Annotated in this window: 12 protein-coding genes; 9 read left to right on the plus strand and 3 right to left on the minus strand. The window is 73.7% G+C overall.

Annotation, left to right across the window (positions count from 1 at the left end; all coding sequences use genetic code 11):
• Positions 1–13 precede the first annotated feature (13 nt).
• From HCN51_RS44245 to HCN51_RS44260, 4 genes are read left to right on the plus strand one after another with little or no spacing between them, the layout of a single operon-like run.
• Complete coding sequence (locus tag HCN51_RS44245; protein ID WP_168017967.1) at positions 14–187, plus strand: MbtH family protein; 174 nt, start codon at positions 14–16, stop codon at positions 185–187.
• A complete protein-coding gene (locus HCN51_RS44250) occupies positions 184–5,064 on the plus strand; it encodes a non-ribosomal peptide synthetase (RefSeq protein ID WP_168017968.1) in 4,881 nt (1,626 codons plus the stop codon). The genes HCN51_RS44245 and HCN51_RS44250 overlap by 4 nt, the downstream gene beginning before the upstream one ends.
• Positions 5,061–5,981, plus strand: a complete 921-nt coding sequence (locus tag HCN51_RS44255) for an ornithine carbamoyltransferase (RefSeq protein WP_168017969.1) — start codon at positions 5,061–5,063, stop codon at positions 5,979–5,981. Before HCN51_RS44250 ends, HCN51_RS44255 begins: the two co-directional genes overlap by 4 nt.
• Entirely contained in the window at positions 5,978–7,729 is a 1,752-nt protein-coding gene (locus HCN51_RS44260; protein WP_168017970.1) for an acyl-CoA dehydrogenase family protein, read from the plus strand. Before HCN51_RS44255 ends, HCN51_RS44260 begins: the two co-directional genes overlap by 4 nt.
• Before the next feature lie 313 nt (positions 7,730–8,042).
• On the opposite strand, the gene HCN51_RS60470 is transcribed toward HCN51_RS44260, so the two are convergent.
• Complete coding sequence (locus HCN51_RS60470) at positions 8,043–8,699, minus strand: response regulator (protein ID WP_168017971.1); 657 nt, start codon at positions 8,697–8,699, stop codon at positions 8,043–8,045.
• A gap of 208 nt (positions 8,700–8,907) precedes the next feature.
• On the opposite strand from HCN51_RS60470, the gene HCN51_RS62670 reads away from it, so the two are divergent.
• The 4 genes from HCN51_RS62670 (at position 8,908) to HCN51_RS44285 (ending at position 15,201) form a co-directional block, all read left to right on the plus strand.
• Positions 8,908–9,636 carry a DUF4097 family beta strand repeat-containing protein gene (locus tag HCN51_RS62670; RefSeq protein ID WP_168017972.1) on the plus strand — a complete coding sequence of 243 codons (729 nt, stop codon included), beginning with the start codon at positions 8,908–8,910 and terminating at the stop codon, positions 9,634–9,636.
• On the plus strand, positions 9,626–10,912 hold the full coding sequence (locus HCN51_RS44275) for a sensor histidine kinase (protein ID WP_206068597.1): 1,287 nt from the start codon (positions 9,626–9,628) through the stop codon (positions 10,910–10,912). Before HCN51_RS62670 ends, HCN51_RS44275 begins: the two co-directional genes overlap by 11 nt.
• A 131-nt stretch (positions 10,913–11,043) precedes the next feature.
• Positions 11,044–13,005: an AfsR/SARP family transcriptional regulator gene (locus HCN51_RS44280; protein WP_168017973.1), complete on the plus strand. Its 1,962-nt coding sequence runs from the start codon at positions 11,044–11,046 to the stop codon at positions 13,003–13,005.
• Between the two features lie 75 nt (positions 13,006–13,080).
• On the plus strand, positions 13,081–15,201 hold the full coding sequence (locus HCN51_RS44285; RefSeq protein WP_168017974.1) for an MMPL family transporter: 2,121 nt from the start codon (positions 13,081–13,083) through the stop codon (positions 15,199–15,201).
• 37 nt (positions 15,202–15,238) lie between these two features.
• Here HCN51_RS44285 and HCN51_RS44290 read toward each other — a convergent pair whose 3' ends face one another.
• On the minus strand, positions 15,239–16,000 hold the full coding sequence (locus HCN51_RS44290) for a class I SAM-dependent methyltransferase (RefSeq protein ID WP_168017975.1): 762 nt from the start codon (positions 15,998–16,000) through the stop codon (positions 15,239–15,241).
• Positions 16,001–16,108: 108 nt separating this feature from the next.
• Here HCN51_RS44290 and HCN51_RS44295 point away from each other — a divergent pair, with 108 nt between their 5' ends.
• The gene (locus HCN51_RS44295) at positions 16,109–16,831 is read left to right on the plus strand and encodes a hypothetical protein (protein WP_206068598.1); all 723 of its coding nucleotides are present in this window, start codon (positions 16,109–16,111) and stop codon (positions 16,829–16,831) included.
• Between the two features lie 265 nt (positions 16,832–17,096).
• Here the strand turns inward: HCN51_RS44295 and HCN51_RS44300 are convergent, their stop codons facing one another.
• Complete coding sequence (locus HCN51_RS44300; protein ID WP_168017976.1) at positions 17,097–17,561, minus strand: GbsR/MarR family transcriptional regulator; 465 nt, start codon at positions 17,559–17,561, stop codon at positions 17,097–17,099.
• Between the last annotated feature and the right edge of the window lie 89 nt (positions 17,562–17,650).

A 17,650-nucleotide genomic window follows, 5' to 3' on the forward strand; every position in this document is an offset into this window, starting at 1 on the left:
GGAGACAGCCGACATGAGTGACCGATACCTCGTGGTGCTCAACGACGAGGAGCAGTACTCCATCTGGTGGGCCGACCGCGACCTGCCCGCCGGCTGGCGGGCCGAGGGCACCGGGGGCACCAGGGAAGAGTGCCTCCAGCACATCGACCGGGTCTGGACCGACATGCGCCCGCTGAGCCTGCGGTGAGCGCCGCGGACCGATTCCTCGGCGACCTGGTGTGGCGGCGCGCCGCGGCCACACCGGACGCGGTCGCGGTCGTCGACGGAACCACCACGTTCACCTACGCCCAGGTGACCCGCCGGGCCGCCCGGCTGGCCCACCGGCTCCGGAGCCGGGGAATCGGCCGCGGCGACATCGCGGGCATCGACCTGCCCCGCGGCGCCGGCTTCATCGTGGCGGTGCTGGCCGCCTGGCGGTGCGGCGCGGCCTACCTGCCGCTCGACCCCGACCACCCGCACGAGCGGCGCGAAGGGATCCTCGCGGACGCGGCGCCGTCCGTCGTGGTGACCCCCGGCCTGCTCGCCGAGGCCGGCGACGGGCCCGAGGCGGAGCAGACGCCGGTGTCCGGCGGTGACGCGGCGTACGTCATCTACACCTCCGGCTCGACCGGGCGGCCCAAGGGCGTCGTCGTGACGCACGAGGGCATCGCCAACCGCGTCACCTGGACGGCCCGCACCCACGACCTCGGCCCGGACGACCGGCTGCTGCACAAGACGTCGGTGACGTTCGACGCGGCCGGATGGGAGATGGTCGGGCCGCTCGTCACGGGCGGCACCGTGGTCGTCGCGCCCCCGGGCGCCGAGCGCGACCCGGGCGAGATCGTCCGGCTGGCCCGGCGGCACCGCGTCACCGTGCTCCAGGTCGTCCCCTCGCTGCTGCGCCGCCTCGTGCGGGAGCCGGGCTGGGCCGGCCTGCCGGCGCTGCGGCTGCTGTTCTCGGCGGGGGAGCCGCTGCACGCCGACCTGACCCGCCGCGCCCGCCTGCCCGGGCTGCGGATCTGGAACACCTACGGCCCCACCGAGTGCGCGATCGACGTGACCGCCCACCCCGTGGACCCGGACCAGGAGGAGGGCCCGATCCCGATCGGGCGGCCCATCACCGGCATGCGCGTGCTCGTGCTCGACTCCTCCGGCCACCTCGCCCCGTTCGGCGTGCCCGGCGAGCTGCACGTGGGCGGGCCCGGCGTGGCCCGCGGCTACCTAGGGCGGCCGGCGCTGACCGCCGACCGGTTCGTGCCCGACCCTTACGGCCCGCCGGGATCGCGCCTCTACCGCACCGGCGACCTGGTCCGATGGGAGGATGACGGCGCCCTGCAGTACTTGGGCCGCCTCGACGACCAGATCAAGGTCAACGGCGTGCGCATCGAGCCGGCCGAGATCGAGGCCGTGCTGGAGCGGCACCCCGCCGTGACCGCCGCCGTCGTCACCGCCGCCAACGGCGCCCTGGTCGCGCACGTCACCACGGCGACCCCGGCGACCCCGGCGGCGCTGCGCGTCTTCGCCCTCGGCAGTCTGCCCGGCACGCACGTCCCGACCAGGTTCGTCATGGCGGACGAGCTGCCCCTGCTGCCCAGCGGCAAGGTCGACCGGGCCAGGCTCACCACCCCGCCCGACGGGGGCCGGGCGGAGTTCCGGCCGCTCGGCACCCCCGAGGAGCACAAGGTCGCCGCCGCGTGGGCCGAGCTGCTCGACGTGCCGCGCATCGGCGCCGACGACGACTTCTTCCAGCTCGGCGGCTCCTCGCTGCTGCTCACCCGGCTCGCCGGCCTCCTGGGCGTCCCGCTGCCCGACCTGTACGCCGTCTCCACCGTGGCCGGCCAGGCCGCCCTCGTCGCCGGCCACGACGACGACACCGAGCCCGTCCGCCCGGCCCCGCGCGGCCCCGACCTGCCGCTCTCCTACGGCCAGCGCCGCCTGTGGCTGCTCGACCGGATCCAGCCCGGCAGCCCCGAATGGGTCGCCCCGCTGTTCGTCCGCCCGCCCGCCGGGGTCACCGTCGCCGACGTGGCGAGCGGCCTGCGCGAGCTGGCCCGGCGGCACGAGCCCCTGCGCACCCGCTACACCGTCCGCGACGGCGAGCCCCGCCAGGTCGTCGACGACCACGTGGAGATCGAGCTGGACGTGGCCGAAGGCGAGCTGCCCCAACTGTTCGCCGCCCACCTCGCCCGGGGCTTCGACCTGGAGAACGGGCCGGTCTGGCGGGCGCTGCTGGCGACCTCCGGCGGCGAGCGGGTGCTGCTCGTCACCCTGCACCACATCGCCTGCGACGGCTGGTCGTCGGTGCTGCTCGACACCGAGCTGCGCGCCCTGTGGGCCGGGGAAGAACTGCCGCCGGTGCCGCTCCAGTACGCCGACTACGCGGCCTGGCAGCGCCGTACCCTCACCGAGGACCGGCTCGCCCCCTCCCTGGAGTACTGGCGCGCCCACCTGGCCGGCGTGCCCGCCCTCGACGTGCCCGCCGACCGGCCGCGCCCGGCGCACCGCGACCACCGCGGCGCCATGGTCACGTTCGAGGTGCCCGCCACGCTCGCCGCAGCCCTGGCCGAGCAGGGCAGGCGGCAGGGGACGACGTTGTTCGTCGTGCTGCTGGCGGCCTGGGCGGCGCTGCTGTCCCGGCACTCCGGCCAGCGCGACTTCGCCATCGGCACCCCCGTCACCGGCCGGGAGCGGCCCGAGCTGGACGGCGTGGTCGGCTTCTTCCTCAACGCCCTCGCGCTGCGCATGGACCTGACCGGCAACCCCACGTTCGAGGAGCTCGTCCGGCGGGCCGGCGAGGTCTGCCGGGCCGGGTTCGCGCACCAGCGGGTGCCGTTCGACCGGCTGGTGGAGGAGCTGCAGCCCGGCCGCGACCTCTCCCGCACCCCGCTCTACCAGGCCACCTTCGACCTGCACGAGGTCGGCCACACCGACACTGAGCTGCACCCTGACGACGTGGGCGCGCTCGGCGAGGCGTGGCGGATCGCCAAGACCGACCTCAGCCTGCTGGCCCAGCGCCGGCCCGACGGCTCCGTGCCGGCCTCCATCGAGTACTCGACCGCCCTGTTCGACCAGGAGACGGCACGCGCGCTGGCCACCCGGCTCGTGCGGCTGCTGTCGCAGGTCGCCGCCGACCCGGGGCTGCACCTGTCGGCGATCGAGCTGCGCGAGCCGCACGAACGCGACCGGCCGCTCAACGAGCCGCACAAGCGTGACCGGCCCACCCCCGAGCCGCACGAGCGTGACCGGCCGCTCATCGAACTGCGCGAGCCGTATGAACGCGACCGGCCGGCCGCCGAGCCGGAGCCCGTGACTAGGTGCGTCCATCAGGTGTTCGAGGCCCAGGCCGCGAGGACGCCCGGCGCGGTCGCCGTCGAATGGGGCGAGCACACCCTCACCTACGCCGAGCTCGACGCCCGCGCCGACCGGCTCGCCCGCCACCTGGCCGCGCGCGGTGCCGGGCCGGGCGAGCTGGTCGGCGTGTGCCTCGAACGCGGGCCCGACCTGGTGCCCGCCCTGCTCGCCGTGCTGAAGACGGGCGCGGGCTTCCTGCCGCTCGACCCCGGCCAGCCGGCCGGCCGGATCGCCTTCATCGTCTCCGACGCGGGCGCCCGGACCGTGGTGACGACCTCGGACCTGGCGGACGGGCTGCCCGGCGACCTCGTCCTGCTCGACTCCCTCGAAACCGGGGACGAGCCAGGACCGGACCCCGCCGTACGCCCCGAGGACCCGGCCTACGTCATCTACACCTCCGGCTCGACCGGCCGCCCCAAGGGCGTCGTGGTCACCCACGCCAACGTCCTGCGCCTGTTCACGGCCACCGAGCGGCACTACGGCTTCGGGCCGCACGACGTGTGGACGCTCTTCCACTCCTACGCCTTCGACTTCTCGGTGTGGGAGATGTGGGGCGCGCTGTTGCACGGCGGCCGGCTCGTGGTCGTGCCGCGCGAGCTGGTCCGCGACCCAGGCCGCTTCCTCGACCTGCTCGTGGCGCGGAAGGTGACCGTGCTCAACCAGACGCCTTCGGCGTTCCGGCAGCTCGTCGCGTACGCGGCGGAGGGCGACCCGCGCATCGACCGGCTCAGCCTCCGCGCGGTGATCTTCGGCGGCGAGAAGCTGGAGCTCGGCGAGCTGCGGCCGTGGATCCGCCGGCTCGGCACCACCCGCCCGCGCCTGATCAACATGTACGGCATCACGGAGACGACCGTGCACACCACCTTCCACGAGATCGGCCCGGACGACACCGGCAGCCCCATCGGCCACCCCCTCGCCGACCTCCGCGTCCACCTCCTCGACGAGTACGGCGCCGCCGCCCCGCCCGGCGTCCCCGGCGAGCTGTACGTCGGCGGCCCCGGCGTGGCCCGCGGCTACCTCGGCCGCCCCGCGCTGACCGCCGCCAGGTTCGTACCCGACCCGTACGGCCCGCCGGGCTCCCGCCTGTACCGCAGCGGCGACCTGGCCAAGCGCGGCCGGGACGGGGGCCTGGAGTTCCTCGGCCGGGCCGACGACCAGGTGAAGATCCGCGGCTACCGCATCGAGCTGGGCGAGATCCAGAGCGCGCTGCTCGACCAGCCCAGCGTCCGCGACGCCGTCGTGGTGCTGCGCGCGGACACCCTGCTCGGCTACGTCGAGCCGGCCGGTGACGAGCTGGACCCGGGCGAGCTGAAGCAGGCCCTGGCCGGGCGGCTGCCCGAGTACATGGTGCCCAGCGCGATCGTCCCGGTGGAGCGCATCCCGCTGACCGCCAACGGCAAGCTGGACCGTGCCGCGCTGCCCGAGCCGGGGCGCGACGAGGTGGGCGCCGCCGCGTTCGTCGCCCCGCGCACGGTGGTGGAGGCGTGCCTGGCCGAGGTGTGGCAGGACGTGCTCGCCATCGACAAGGTCGGCGCCCAGGACGACTTCTTCCAGCTCGGCGGCAACTCGATCCTCGTGCTGCGGATGATCGCCCGCGTCCACGAGGAGACCGGCATCGAGGTCGGCGCCCGTGAGGTCTTCGGGAACCCGAGCCTCGCGCGCCTGTCCGCCGTCGTGGAGGCCAAGCTGCGCGCCGAGATATCCGCTTCGGAAAACGTGGGGACGGGGACATGACCACAACGCGGCACCTCATCTCGGTGGACGACCTGACCGACGGCGACATCCACCGCCTGGCCGCCCGCGGCGTCCGCTTCCGCGAGGGCACTGCCGCGGCCGGCACCCCGCTGGCCGGGCACCTCGCCGGCATCTACTTCCGCAAGACCTCGACCAGGACCAGGACCGCGTTCACCGCGGGCGCGCTGCGGCTGGGCGCGCAGACCATCGCCTACGGTCCGGACGACCTGCAGACCAACACGGGCGAGACCGTCGAGGACACCGCCCAGGTGTTCGGCCGCATGCTCGACGTCCTCGTGGCCCGCACCGCGGGCGACCCGGCCGAGCTGCGCGCGTTCGCCGCCGGGAACCGCATGTCGGTGATCAACGCGATGAGCGCGCCCGAGCACCCCACCCAGGCGCTGACCGACCTCACCACGCTGCTGTGGCACTTCGGCCACGTCGACGGCCTGCGCGTCCTGTACGTCGGCGAGGGCAACAACACCGCCGCCGCCCTGGCCCTGGCCCTCAGCAGGTACCGCTCGGCCCACCTCGACCTGCGCACCCCGCCCGGCTACGGCCTGACCGGCGAGGTGCTGGCCAGGATCGACCCCAAGGTGGTCACCGAGCGGCACGACATGAAGGACCTGCCCGAAGGCGTGGACGTCATCTACACCACCCGCTGGCAGACCACCGGCACCAGCAAGCCGGACGCGAACTGGCGGGACATCTTCGCACCGTTCCAGGTCACCGCCGGCCTGTGGCGGGGCAGCCCCGACGCGGTCTTCATGCACGACCTGCCCGCCCACCGCGGCGAGGAGGTCACCGCCGAAGTCCTCGACGGCCCCCGCAGCATCGCCTTCGACCAGGCCGAGAACAAGCTGCACAGCGCCATGGCCGTCCTGGAGTGGTGCCGCGGCGCGGACCCCGCCCCATGACGGCCCCGCACCCGACGCCGCCGGTCCAGCACTCGACGCCACCGGTCCCGCCCGCCGCTCCACAGGCGCAGGCGCAGACGCAGGCGCAGGCGCGGGGCCTGGACGCCGTGCTCGGCGACCCGTGGGACGCGTCCAACCCGCTCGGCTTCGCCGCCGTCCTGGACGCCGACGAGCGCGGCGAGCTGCCGGCCGCCGGGGAGAAGGCGCTGACCGCCGCCGGGCTCGCCGAGGAGTTCGTGCCGCGCTCGCTCGGCGGCCGGCTGACCGGCGTCGAAGGGCTCGTCCAGGTCATGCGGGCGATCTTCCGGCGCGACCCCACCCTCGGCCTCGGCTACGGCATCACCAGCTTCATCGCCGCCGTCCCCGTCTGGACCGACGGCAGCCCCGCGCAGCGCGACCGGCTGGCCGGTCTGCTGCTCGGGGGCGAGCGCGCGGCGGCGGCGTTCACGGAGCTGGCCCACGGCGCCGACTTCACCCGCGTCGCCCTGCGCGCCGATCCCGCGCCCGGCGGCGGCTTCCTCGTCACCGGCGCCAAGCAGCTCATCAACAACATCGCCCGCTCCCGCGCGGTGACGTTGTTCGCTCGCACCAGCGACGATCCGGGCAGCCGCAGCCACTCCACGCTGCTGCTCGACCTGGCCGACGCGCCGCCGGACAGCTACCGGGTCCTGCCGCGTTTCCCCACCTCGGGCCTGCGGGCGAGCCTGCTCGCGGGCATCGACTTCGACCGCTGCCCCGTCCCGGAGGACAGCGTGGTCGGGGAGCGCGGCGCGGGCCTGGAGACCGCGCTGAGAGCCTTCCAGGTCACCCGGACGGCGCTGCCCGCGATCGTCGTCGGCGTGCTCGACACCCAGCTCAGGCTGGCGGCCGGCTTCGCCGGGGAGCGGGTGCTCTACGGGCGGCCGGTCGCCGACCTCCCCCAGTCCAGAGCCTGCCTGACGGGCGCGCTGGCCGATCTGCTGGTGTGCGACGCCTTCAGCGGCGTGGCCGGGCGCGCCCTGCACCTGCTGCCCGACCGGACCAGCGTGGTCGCCGCGGCCTCCAAGTACGTCGTCTCGACGCTCATGGAGTCGGCCTCGTACGAGCTGTCGGTGCTGCTGGGGGCGCGCTCGTACCTGAGAGAGGGGCCGTACGGGCTGTTCCAGAAGTACCAGCGGGACCTGGCGGTGACCGCGCTGGCGCACGCCAGCGCCGCCGCCTGTCTGTCCACGATCATCCCGCAGCTGCCCCGGCTGGCCCGGCGGAGCTGGCTGCGGGCGGACCCGGCGGGGCCCGAGCTGTTCAGGCTGGGGGAGGAGCTGCCCGAGCTGGACTTCAGCCTGCTGGCCGCGGACGCGCGGGGCGCCGACTCGCTGACGGCCGCGCTGGCGCTGGCCGACCTGCCGGAGCTGGCGCCGCTGCGGGACGTCTTCCTGGGCGAGCTGGCCGGGCTGCGGGAGCGGTGCGTGGACCTGCCGCCCCGCGAGCGGACGGTGTCGGCGTCGGCGGAGACGTTCGCGCTCGCCGAGCGGTACAGCCTGGTGCTGGCCGCGGGCGCCTGCGCGGGCGTGTGGGCCGCGCGCCGCGACCCGTTCACCACCGCGTGGCTGCTGGTCGCGCTGGGCCGGCTGGCCGACCGGCTCGGCCTGCCGCACCCGCCGCCGCCCCCGGAGGCGGGGCGGCTGCTCTTCAGCGAGCTAGTCGCCCGCCGGGAGCGGTCGCTGACCTTCGACTTCTCCGCACACCCGCTGGCCCGGCACGGCCGCTGAGTACTGCTCCGCTCCGTACGCGCCCGGCGGGCACTCGAGGCCGCACCCGCCGGGCGGCTTGGCGCTCAGGAGGAGCGGGCACCACTCACGGGCACTCGTGGCTCCTTCACTTCTCGGCATCGTCCTCATGCACCCATCGTGTCGATCGGACCGCGAGCTGTCGCTACCCGCTGTGCCACCATCCGCCCGGAAGCTGTCTGCACCTCGCCTCGCCGGGCCGCAGCTCAGGACACTGTGGCGCGGCCCCGTGAAGCAGGCATGAGGGGCAGAATACCATTCTGTTACAGGGGCACCACGGAGGAAAGTGCTCCGATCACGGATGCGAGGTGCCGGACGACTGGAGGAAGCGGATGACGGCGATCACCCGGCGGTGGTCGGTGTCCGTCGGCGCCAGCCCCAGCTTGGCGAAGATGTTGTTGACGTGCTTGGCCACCGCGCTCTCGCTGACCACCAGCGCCGCCGCGATGCCCGCGTTGGAACGTCCCTGAGCCATCTGCCCGAGCACTTCCAGCTCGCGCGGCGTCAGGCCCTTGAGCGGGTCGCGGTGGCGGGCCAGCACCTGGGAGACCACCTCGGGGTCGAGCACCGTGCCCCCGTCGGCCACCTGCCGCACCGCCCGCAGGAACCCCTTGACGTCGACGACCCGGTCCTTCAGCAGGTAGCCCACGCCGGACATGTCGCCCGACAGCAGATCGGTCGCGTAGCGCTCCTCGACGAACTGCGACAGCACCAGCACCGCGATCTCCGGCCGCTCCCTGCGCAGCTTGAGCGCCGCCCGCAGCCCCTCGGTCGTGTTGGTCGGCGGCATGCGGACGTCGACCACCACCACGTCGGGCGAGAACCGCTCGACCGCCGCGATCAGCTCCTCGGCGTCGCCCACGGCCGCGACCACCTCGATGCCGCCGGCCTCCAGGATGCGGGTGATGCCCTCCCGTAACAGGACGGAGTCTTCGGCGATCGCCACGCGCACGGCCTCTCCCCAGGTCACCCGCCGTCGGCACCCACACGAGCGGTTCCACTGTAGCCGGTTCCGGTCCGCGGTGATCGGTTCCGTCCTGGTCCGTCCCGCGCCCCGCGCAGTACGCTGAAACCGCGCGTGGGGCACCCCGGCACTCCTCGGCCCCGGCGACGACCTTCGACGCTTTGTGTCCCGAGGGAGCCCGCGGGCAGGAGGATTCGTGCAGCAAGCTCGTGCGGGGGCGCGTCCGCTGTGGCTGGCCGCGGGCGCGGTGGTGCTCGCGTTCACCGTCCTGGCGTGCACGGTCACCGTGCTCTCGTGGCTGGGCAGGCAGTCGGAGACGCAGCACCAGGAGTACCGGCGGCCGGCGCGGCTGCAGATCGACGTGACGGGCACGGAGGTCGTCCTCCAGGCGTACGAGTCCGGTGCCGTCGAGGTCGAGCGGCACCTCACGTGGGCCTCGGGCAAGCCCGCCCCGCGCGAGCGGTGGGAGGGCGACACGCTCAGGCTCAGCATCGACTGCCCGCCCGCGCTCAACCTGCCGGGCTGCTCGGCCGTGTACCGCGTCTGGCTGCCCGCGGACCTGCCGGTCACGGTGCGCACGGTCTCCGGCGCCGTCCGGCTGGCGAACCTGCGCGGCCCCGTCAGCGTCGAGACCGACTCCGGCGACGTGCGGGGCGAGGGGCTCGGCGGGGGCCAGGTCAGCGCGCGGGCCGGCTCCGGGGACGTGCGGCTGGGCTTCAGCGGGGTGCCTTCGCGGGTCGCGGCGCGCACGTCGTCCGGCGACATCGCGCTCACCCTGCCCCGGCACGCCTACAACGTGCGGGCGGACTCGGTCGAGGGGATGGAGACGGTCGCGGTCGGCCAGGACCCGTCCTCCCCCGCCACGATCGAGGCCCGCACCGACACCGCCGACATCACCATCGGGGACTCCACCTATGCACCCTGACCGCCCGGCACGCCCCGGACGCCCCACCGGCAGGGCGGTGGGGAGGTTCCTGCGCGCGCCCGTCAGCGCGCGCACCTGGATGTCGGTCCTGCACCTCGCCGCCGGCCTCCCCGTCGCCCTGCTGGGCTGCGTCCTGCTCGTGGTGCTGGGCGTGCTCACCATGAGCCTGTCGTTGTCGATCGTGCTGACCGCGCTGGCCGTCTTCGCCCAGGCGGCGCTGGCCTGGTGCGTGCGTGCCTGCACCGCGTTGCAGCGCTCGCGCTTCGCCACGTTGCTCGGAGTGGACCTGCCCATCCCGCCGCGGCCCACCGAGGGTGGCTGGCTGGCGCGGGTGATGCGGGAGGCCCGCAGCGAGACGACCTGGCGCCAGCTCAGCTACCACCTGATCGCCCCGCTGATCGGCGGGCTGGGCTTCGGCGCGACCGCGCTGGCGCTGGCCGCCGCGCTGACGTTCACCCTGTCCCCCTTGTACGCGTGGGCGCTGCCCGGCATGAACATGTTCGGCTGGCGGCTCGGCTCCCCCGTGACGCTGGCGTGCCTGGTGGCGGCCGGGCTGGCCGCGCTCTTCCTGGCCCCGTGGATCGCCCGCGCCGCCGCCGCGATGGACGTGGGCGCCGCCATGGCGCTGCTCGGCAACGCCCGCGAGAAGGAGCTGGCCGAGAGCAGGGCCGGGCTGCTGGAGGCGATCGAGGCCGAGCGCCGCAGGATCGAGCGGGACCTGCACGACGGCACCCAGCAGCGGCTCACCGCGCTGGCGGTCAACCTGGCGATCGCCGCGGAGACGCTGCCCGACCTGCCCGAGCCCGCCCGCCGGGCTTTCGCCGAGGCGCAGGAGGAGGCCACAGAGGCGCTGGCGGAGCTGCGCGGGTTCATCCGCGGCCTGCACCCGTCGGTGCTGGACGACCGGGGGCTCGACGCGGCCCTGTCGGGGGTGGTGGGCCGCTCGCCGGTGCCGGTGGAGCTCTCAGTGGACCTGCCGGGCCGGCCGCCGCCGCTCATCGAGTCGATCGCGTACTTCGTGGTCTCGGAGGCGCTGACGAACGTGGCCAAGCACTCGGGCGCGGGCAAGGCCGAGGTGAGCGTGGCGGCGGACGGGGGCCGGCTGCGCCTGCGCGTCCGGGACGACGGCCGTGGTGGCGCGGACGCGGGCTCGGGCAGCGGGCTGCGGGGGCTGGGCCAGCGGGTGGCCTCGGCCGACGGCACGTTCGCCCTGCACAGCCCGCCGGGTCAGGGGACGACGATCGAGGTCGAGCTGCCGCTCGCACTCTCCGCGTGATCGCAACACGGCGTTAAGGCATTTGTCCAGAGTAAGCGCCACTTTTCGTGGCACACTACCCATTGTGCGTAGGGGTGGGGGCCCCGCGAACGCACGACACGGGGAGACGAATCCACTACGGGGGCCATGCGATGGCGTTAGTTGACCGTGCTCAAGTTGACCGTGCCCACATCGACCATGCCCACATCGACCGTGCTCACGATCTGCGCTTCCTGCTGCTCGGCTCCATCGAGGCCGGCGACGGCAGCGGCCTCGTCGAGCTGAGCGCCTCGAAGATGCGCACGCTCCTGGCCACGCTGCTGCTGGCCAGATCGCGGATCGTCCCCGACTCCCGGATCGCGGCGATGCTGTGGGGAGAGCATCCGCCCGCGACGTCGGAGGCGCAGATCCAGATCTACGTGTCCCGGCTGCGGCAGAAGCTGGGCGTGCCGATCGTCCGGCAACGCCCCGGCTACCTGCTCGAGGTCGACCCGGGCCAGCTCGACCTGGTCGTCTTCGAGCAGCTCGCCAGGCGCGGCAGGGACCTGCTGGAGCGGGGCGTCGCGCGGGAGGCGGGCGAGGTGCTGACCCGGGCGCTGGCGCTGTGGCGCGGCCCCGCGCTCGCCGGCGCGACCGACCTGCTCACCGACGCCGAGCGCCCGCAGCTCGAAGAGGCCAAGCTGGCCACGCTGGAGGACCGGATCGACGCCGACCTCGCCCTGCGCCGGCACGCGGAGCTGGTGGCCGAGCTGACCGGGCTGGTCGCCGACCATCCGTGGCGCGAGCGGCTGCGCGGCCAGCTCATGCTCGCCCTCTACCGCAGCGGGCGGCAGGCCGAGGCGGTGGCCGCGTACGAGGAACTGCGCCGCCTGCTGGCCGACGACCTGTCCATCGAGCCGGGCAACGACCTGCGCGAGCTGTTCACGCGCGTGCTGGCCGCCGACCCCGGCCTCGACGCGCCCGCCGGCGGTGACGCTCCCGTACGGCCGGCCGCCGCCGCGCCGGTACGGCCCGCCCAGCTCCCGCCGGACACCGCCGACTTCACCGGCCGCCTCGCGGAGAGCGAGCACCTGGCGGCGATGCTGGAGCGGCACGACGCGGGCGCGCCCCTGGCCGGCTGCGTCATCAGCGGCATGGCCGGGGTCGGCAAGACCGCGCTGGCCGTCCACGTCGCCCACCAGTGCCAGGACAGCTACCCCGACGGCCAGCTCTACGTGGATCTGCGCGGCCTCACCGCGGAGCCGGTCACCCCGCTCGACGCGCTCGGCGGCATGCTGCGCGCGCTCGGCGTGGACGCCGCCGTGATCCCGCCGGGCCTGGACGATCGGGTCAAGCTCTACCGCAGCCGGCTGATCCGCCAGCGCGTGCTGGTGCTGCTCGACAACGCCGCGAGCGAGCAGCAGGTACGCCCCCTGCTGCCCACCGGCCGCGACTGCGGCGTGCTCGTGACCGGCCGCGCCCGGCTGTCGGCCCTGGAGGGCCTGCCCATCCTCGACCTCGACGTGCTGGCGCCCGCCCACGCCCTGACCCTGCTGGGCCGCATCGTGGGCGAGGAACGCATGCGCGCCGAGCAGGCGGAGGCCGAGCGCATCGTGGCCCTGTGCGGCCACCTGCCGCTCAGCATCAGGATCGCCGGCGCCCGGCTGGCGGCCAAGCCGTACTGGCGGCTGGCCAGGCTCGCCCGCCGGCTCGACGTGCAGCACCGCCGGCTCGACGAGCTGCGCATCGCCGACTCCAACGTCAGGACCAGCCTGATCCAGAGCTACCAGGGCCTGTCACCGGCGGCCCGGCACGCCTTCCGCCTGCTGGCGCTGCTCGACGTGCCCAACTTCTCGCTGTGGACGGCCGCCGTGGTGCTCGACACGAAGGTGGCCGAGGCCCGCGACCTGGCCGAGCAGCTCGTGGACGCCCGCCTGCTGGACAGCCTGCCCGCCACGAGCGGCATGTCCGACCAGTACCGCTTCCACGCCCTCGTCCGCGCGCTGGCCCTGGAGCGGGCGGCCGCCGAGGAGCACCCGAAGGAGCGCCGGGCCGCGCTCACCCGCGTCATGGGCGCCTCCACCTGGCCGAACTGGGTGGGCACGTGGAGCCGTAGCTGGGCGCACTGCACCTGACCTGTAGCTAGTGCCACCCCAAGACGGGCACTGCCATCCGTGACCGGCGGGGCCGCCCGTTGCGAACCTGGTCGCATGATTGCACGGTTAGGGAACTTCTGCTTCCGCCGCCGCTGGTGGGTGCTGGTCGTGTGGCTGGTCATCGCGGCGGCGGGCCTCGGCTCGGCTGGGCCGCTGTTCGCTTCCCTGGCGGCGAACCGGGCCCCGCAGGGCACCGAGTCCGACGTGGCGCTGCAGGCGCTGGCCGACGGGCGCGACCACGGCGCCCGGCTGGTGGCGCTCGTAGACGGGGTGGCCGCGGGCAGCGCCCCCACCGGCCGCGCCGTCCGGGCGGCGCTCGACGACGTACGCGCCATCAAGGGCGTCAAGCACGTGCACGAGCCGCAGGCCGCATCCGACGGACGCGGCCTGGCGCTCACCGTCGACCTGGACAAGATGGACTACCAGACCGGCGACGCCGTGATGGACCGGGCGGCCGAGCGCCTGCGCGCGCTGACCAGGGAGCTGCCCGGGGCCGCGGTCAGCATCGGCGGCCAGGACATGATCGACCGGCAGACCGACGAGACCTCCCAGAGCGACCTGACCACGGCGGAGATGTTCGCGCTGCCGCTGACGCTGGTCGTGCTGGTCTTCGTGTTCGGCGGCATCGCCGCGGCCACGCTGCCCGTGCTGGGCGCGGTGGTCACGATCCTGGGCGCGTTCGCCGGGGTGCTGGCGTTCACGGCGTTCGTCGAGATGGACACCACCGTCATCAGCGTCGTCTCGCTCATGGGGCTGGGCCTGTCCATCGACTACGGCCTGCTGCTGGTCGCCCGGTACCGGCAGGAGCTGGCCGCCGGGCACGCACCCGGCCAGGCCGTGGCCCGCACGTGGGCGACGGCCGGGCGGACCATCCTGTTCAGCGCCCTGACAGTGATCGCGACGCTGAGCGGCCTGATGTTCTTCGACGTGCCCCGGCTGCAGACGCTCGGCGTGGCCGGCATGACGTCCACGCTGGTGGCGCTGCTGACCGCGCTGACTCTCACCGGCGCGCTGCTCGGCGTGTTCAGCCGCCGCATCAAGCCGTCACGACGGCACCGCGCCGGCCGGCCCGGCAGAGGAACCGACAGCGGGTTCTTCGCCGGGCTCGCCCGCTTCACCCAGCGCAGGCCCGGGATGGTCGCGCTGGCCGCCACCGCGATCCTGCTCGCCGTCGCGGCGCCGCTGCTCACCGTGCGGGTCGCCCAGCCCAACCTGGCCGGCCTGCCGCCGGACCTGGAGTCCGTACGGGTCGCCAAGGAGCTCGGCACCCGCTACGGGCAGGCCGTGGACCCGGCCGTCATGGTCGTCTCCCGCGCCGACGGCAAGACGCTCGCCGCGTGGGCGGCCAAGTGGCGCGACGACCCCGCCGTCTCCCACGTGCGCCCCGTCGTCGCCGAAGGCCCCGGGCTGACCTCCGTCGTCCTCGACACCCGCGACAGCTCGCAGAGCCAGGCCGCCCAGGACCTGGTCGGCCGGGTCCGCGCCGACCGGCCGCCGGGCGGGGCCTCGTGGGTGGCCGGCGAGGCGGCGGTGCTGATCGACCTCGTCGGCGAGACGGCCGCCGACCTGCCGAAGGCCGTCCTGGTCACGGTCGTGGCCGTGTTCGTGCTGCTGTTCCTCATGACCGGCTCGCTGCTGGTGCCGCTGAGCGCGCTCGTGCTGACCCTGCTGTCGCTGGCGGCCACGTTCGGCGTGATGACGCTGCTGTTCCAGCACGGCTGGCTGGCCGGGCCGCTGGACACGCTGACACTGCCCGGCCTCAGCCCCTACGTGTTCCTCGTCGTGTTCGTCTTCGCCTTCGCCTTCTCCACCGACTACGAGGTGTTCCTGCTCGGCCGGATCAAGGAGGCCGTGGACGACGGCGCCGACAACGACACCGCCGTCCGTCGGGGGCTGCAGGTCAACGGCCGGGTCATCACGTGCGCGGCGCTGCTGATGCTGATCGTGTTCGCCTGCTTCGGCACCGCGAAACTGAGCGACATCGAGCAGCTCGGCATCGGGCTGTTCGTGGCCGTGCTCATCGACGCCACCATCGTCCGCTGCCTGCTGGTGCCGGCGGTGATGACCCTGTCGGGCAAGGCCAACTGGTGGGCACCCCGCCCGCTGCGCCGCTTCCACGCCCGCTTCGGCCTGCGCGAGAGCCAGGACGACCCCCGCGTCCTGACGAGGACGTGAACGCGTGGCGGGGCGACGCGGCTCACCGTGAGAGCGGCTACGAGGGGAAGGGCGTGCGGCGGGCGAGGGTGAGGTCGGTGACGAAGGTCATCTCGATGCCGTCGCCCAGCGCCGAGGCCAGCTCCGCCAGCAGCGGCTCCCGCCGCTCCGGGGGCAGGATGCGGTAGGCGGAGATGGTGCGGACCAGGTCGAGGTAGCGGGCCGCGTCGTACCACTCCGTCCAGGTATAGGAGCGCTCGTCGAGGTCGGTGAAGCGCGGGTCGCCGGCCAGCAGGTGCTGGACCTCCTCGTTCCTGATCGGATGGTCCTGGTGCAGGCTGAAGCTGGACACGCCGTGGCTGTGGTCCACCTCGGCGAGTCTGGCGCGCAGGGCGGGGTCGGTGACGAGGTAGTGGTTCCAGAACAGGGCCAGCGCGCCGGACGGGGCCAGCGCCGCGTGGGCGAGGCCCCAGCGCCGCTCCGGGTCCACCCAGTGCCAGGCCTGGGCGGAGTACAGGAGGGCGAAGCGGCGGTCCGGGGTGTAGTCCTCAAAAATCCCGACTTCTACTCGTACGCCGGGGCAGTTGGCGGCCAGGGCCGTCGCCATGCGCTCGTCCGGCTCGACGCAGGTCAGGTCGATCCCGCGGGCGGCGAAGACGGCCGTGGCCTTGCCCGTTCCTGCGCCGACCTCCAGCACCGGCCCGTCCGGCGCGTACTCCAGCACCTCCGTGGCGAGCCGCTCGGGATAGCCGGGCCTGGCCGACTCGTACAGGTCCACCGCCTCGCCGAACACCACGCTCCGCACACGGTCCACAGCCATGCCGCCCCCTCTGGTCAGGTGAATACCCGAGTCAACCACGCCGGATGGTTCGAGGATTTTTGATCTGAACCGGTGGCCGGCGGGGGCGGCGTTACGGTGCTGCCGGTGATGAACCAGAGGAAGAGGGTACGGGCCGGCGCCGTCGTGGGGGCGGCGACGGTCACGGTGCTCGCGACGCTGACGGCGCCGGCGCAGGCGGCGGAGAACTACGGGCAGTACTCCCGGTTCGCCGAGCGCAGCGCCGGCCAGCATTGGGCGGACGGTCAGGCCGCCGGGCAGTGGACGTGGAAGCCTCTGTCGTCCACGACGTCGGAGATCAGCTGGGGCGACCCGAAGACGTGGCCGCCGGCTTACGCGGAGAAGTTCGTCCGCAGCGGCGACTGGCTGATGCTGGACGGGTGGCGGGACAACGGGACGTACTACACCGTCAGGGTCACCAAGGAGCAGATCGGCGACGCCAAGTGCGGAAATCTCCAGACTTTCGCCACGTCGGGCCAGCAGCACTACGTGAAGTGGAGCATTCCCCCTGAGGGGTACTGCCTCAAGGCGTGGGGGACGATCACCGAGAAGTCGTCGGGCAAGGTCGTCGACTTCGGGCACACCCAGATCTGGTCGCCGCCCGCGCCCTGCTCGAACCAGTACCTCGGCAACCAGACCTGCATCAAGCAGTGGGAGTCGTGGTGGGACAACAACGGCAGCCCGGGCAAGCCGATCGCCAGGAGGCTGGAGCGCGACCAGTACATCGCGCGGGGCAAGGGGATGGCGTTCAAGATTCACCAGTACTTCCCGAAGGAGTGGAAGTCCGAGGCGCGGTCGTACTGGAACTGGTGAGTTCATCCACAGGCTGTGGGTGGTGGAGCGCAACCTGTTGACAACGGTCCTCCGTAACGTCCCGGACGCCGCCGCAGGTGTGGTATGGGGCTCCGGCGTTGCGGGTCTGACCAGGTGAAACGGCCACTAGGCGCAGGATCTGCGGCCGGTGCCGTCCGTACCACGGGCGGCACCGTCCCGCAGGAGGATTGCCACAGAGTTATCCACAGGATGAGGGAGTTGTCCACAGGGTGTGGAACGGCTCTCGCCGGGGCCCGCCGCGGGATCAGTCGTGCTTGGTGGTGGCCTGGTCGAGCACCTCGGCCAGCGCCGCGATGGAGGACCTGGCCGAGCGGATGCGCGCGGTGCGCGTCTCGTCGGGCCAGCCCAGCTTCAGCCCCTCGGCCGCCAGCTCGTCGAACGCGGTGAACGCGGCGAGCTTCTGCCGGATGACCTTCGACCAGGCGTCGTCCTCGATCTGGTAGTAGACGTTGCGCTCACCGGGCTTGCGGAACCGGCGGATGAGCTTGATGGACGTCAGGAGCTGCATGTTCGTCGTCAGGGACGCGCGGCTGGCGCCGATGGCCTCGGCGATCTCGCCGGCGGTCTGGGCCGGGGGGTCGCAGGCCATGAGCCAGCCCAGGATGCGGCCGGTGATCGGGGCCAGGCCCCACTCCTCGGAGACGAACGTCGCCACCCGCTCGACCCATTCGAGCACCTGCTCGCGGCCGGGGCCATCCTGCGCTGTCATGGGGGACATCCTAATGACCACCGTCCTTGCTAGCGATTTCAGTTTAGGCTGAAACAGCCAGCATCGGCAACCGTGGGACGGCGCCGGGC

This window comes from Nonomuraea composti (genome assembly GCF_012034275.1).
Lineage (GTDB): Bacteria > Actinomycetota > Actinomycetes > Streptosporangiales > Streptosporangiaceae > Nonomuraea > Nonomuraea composti.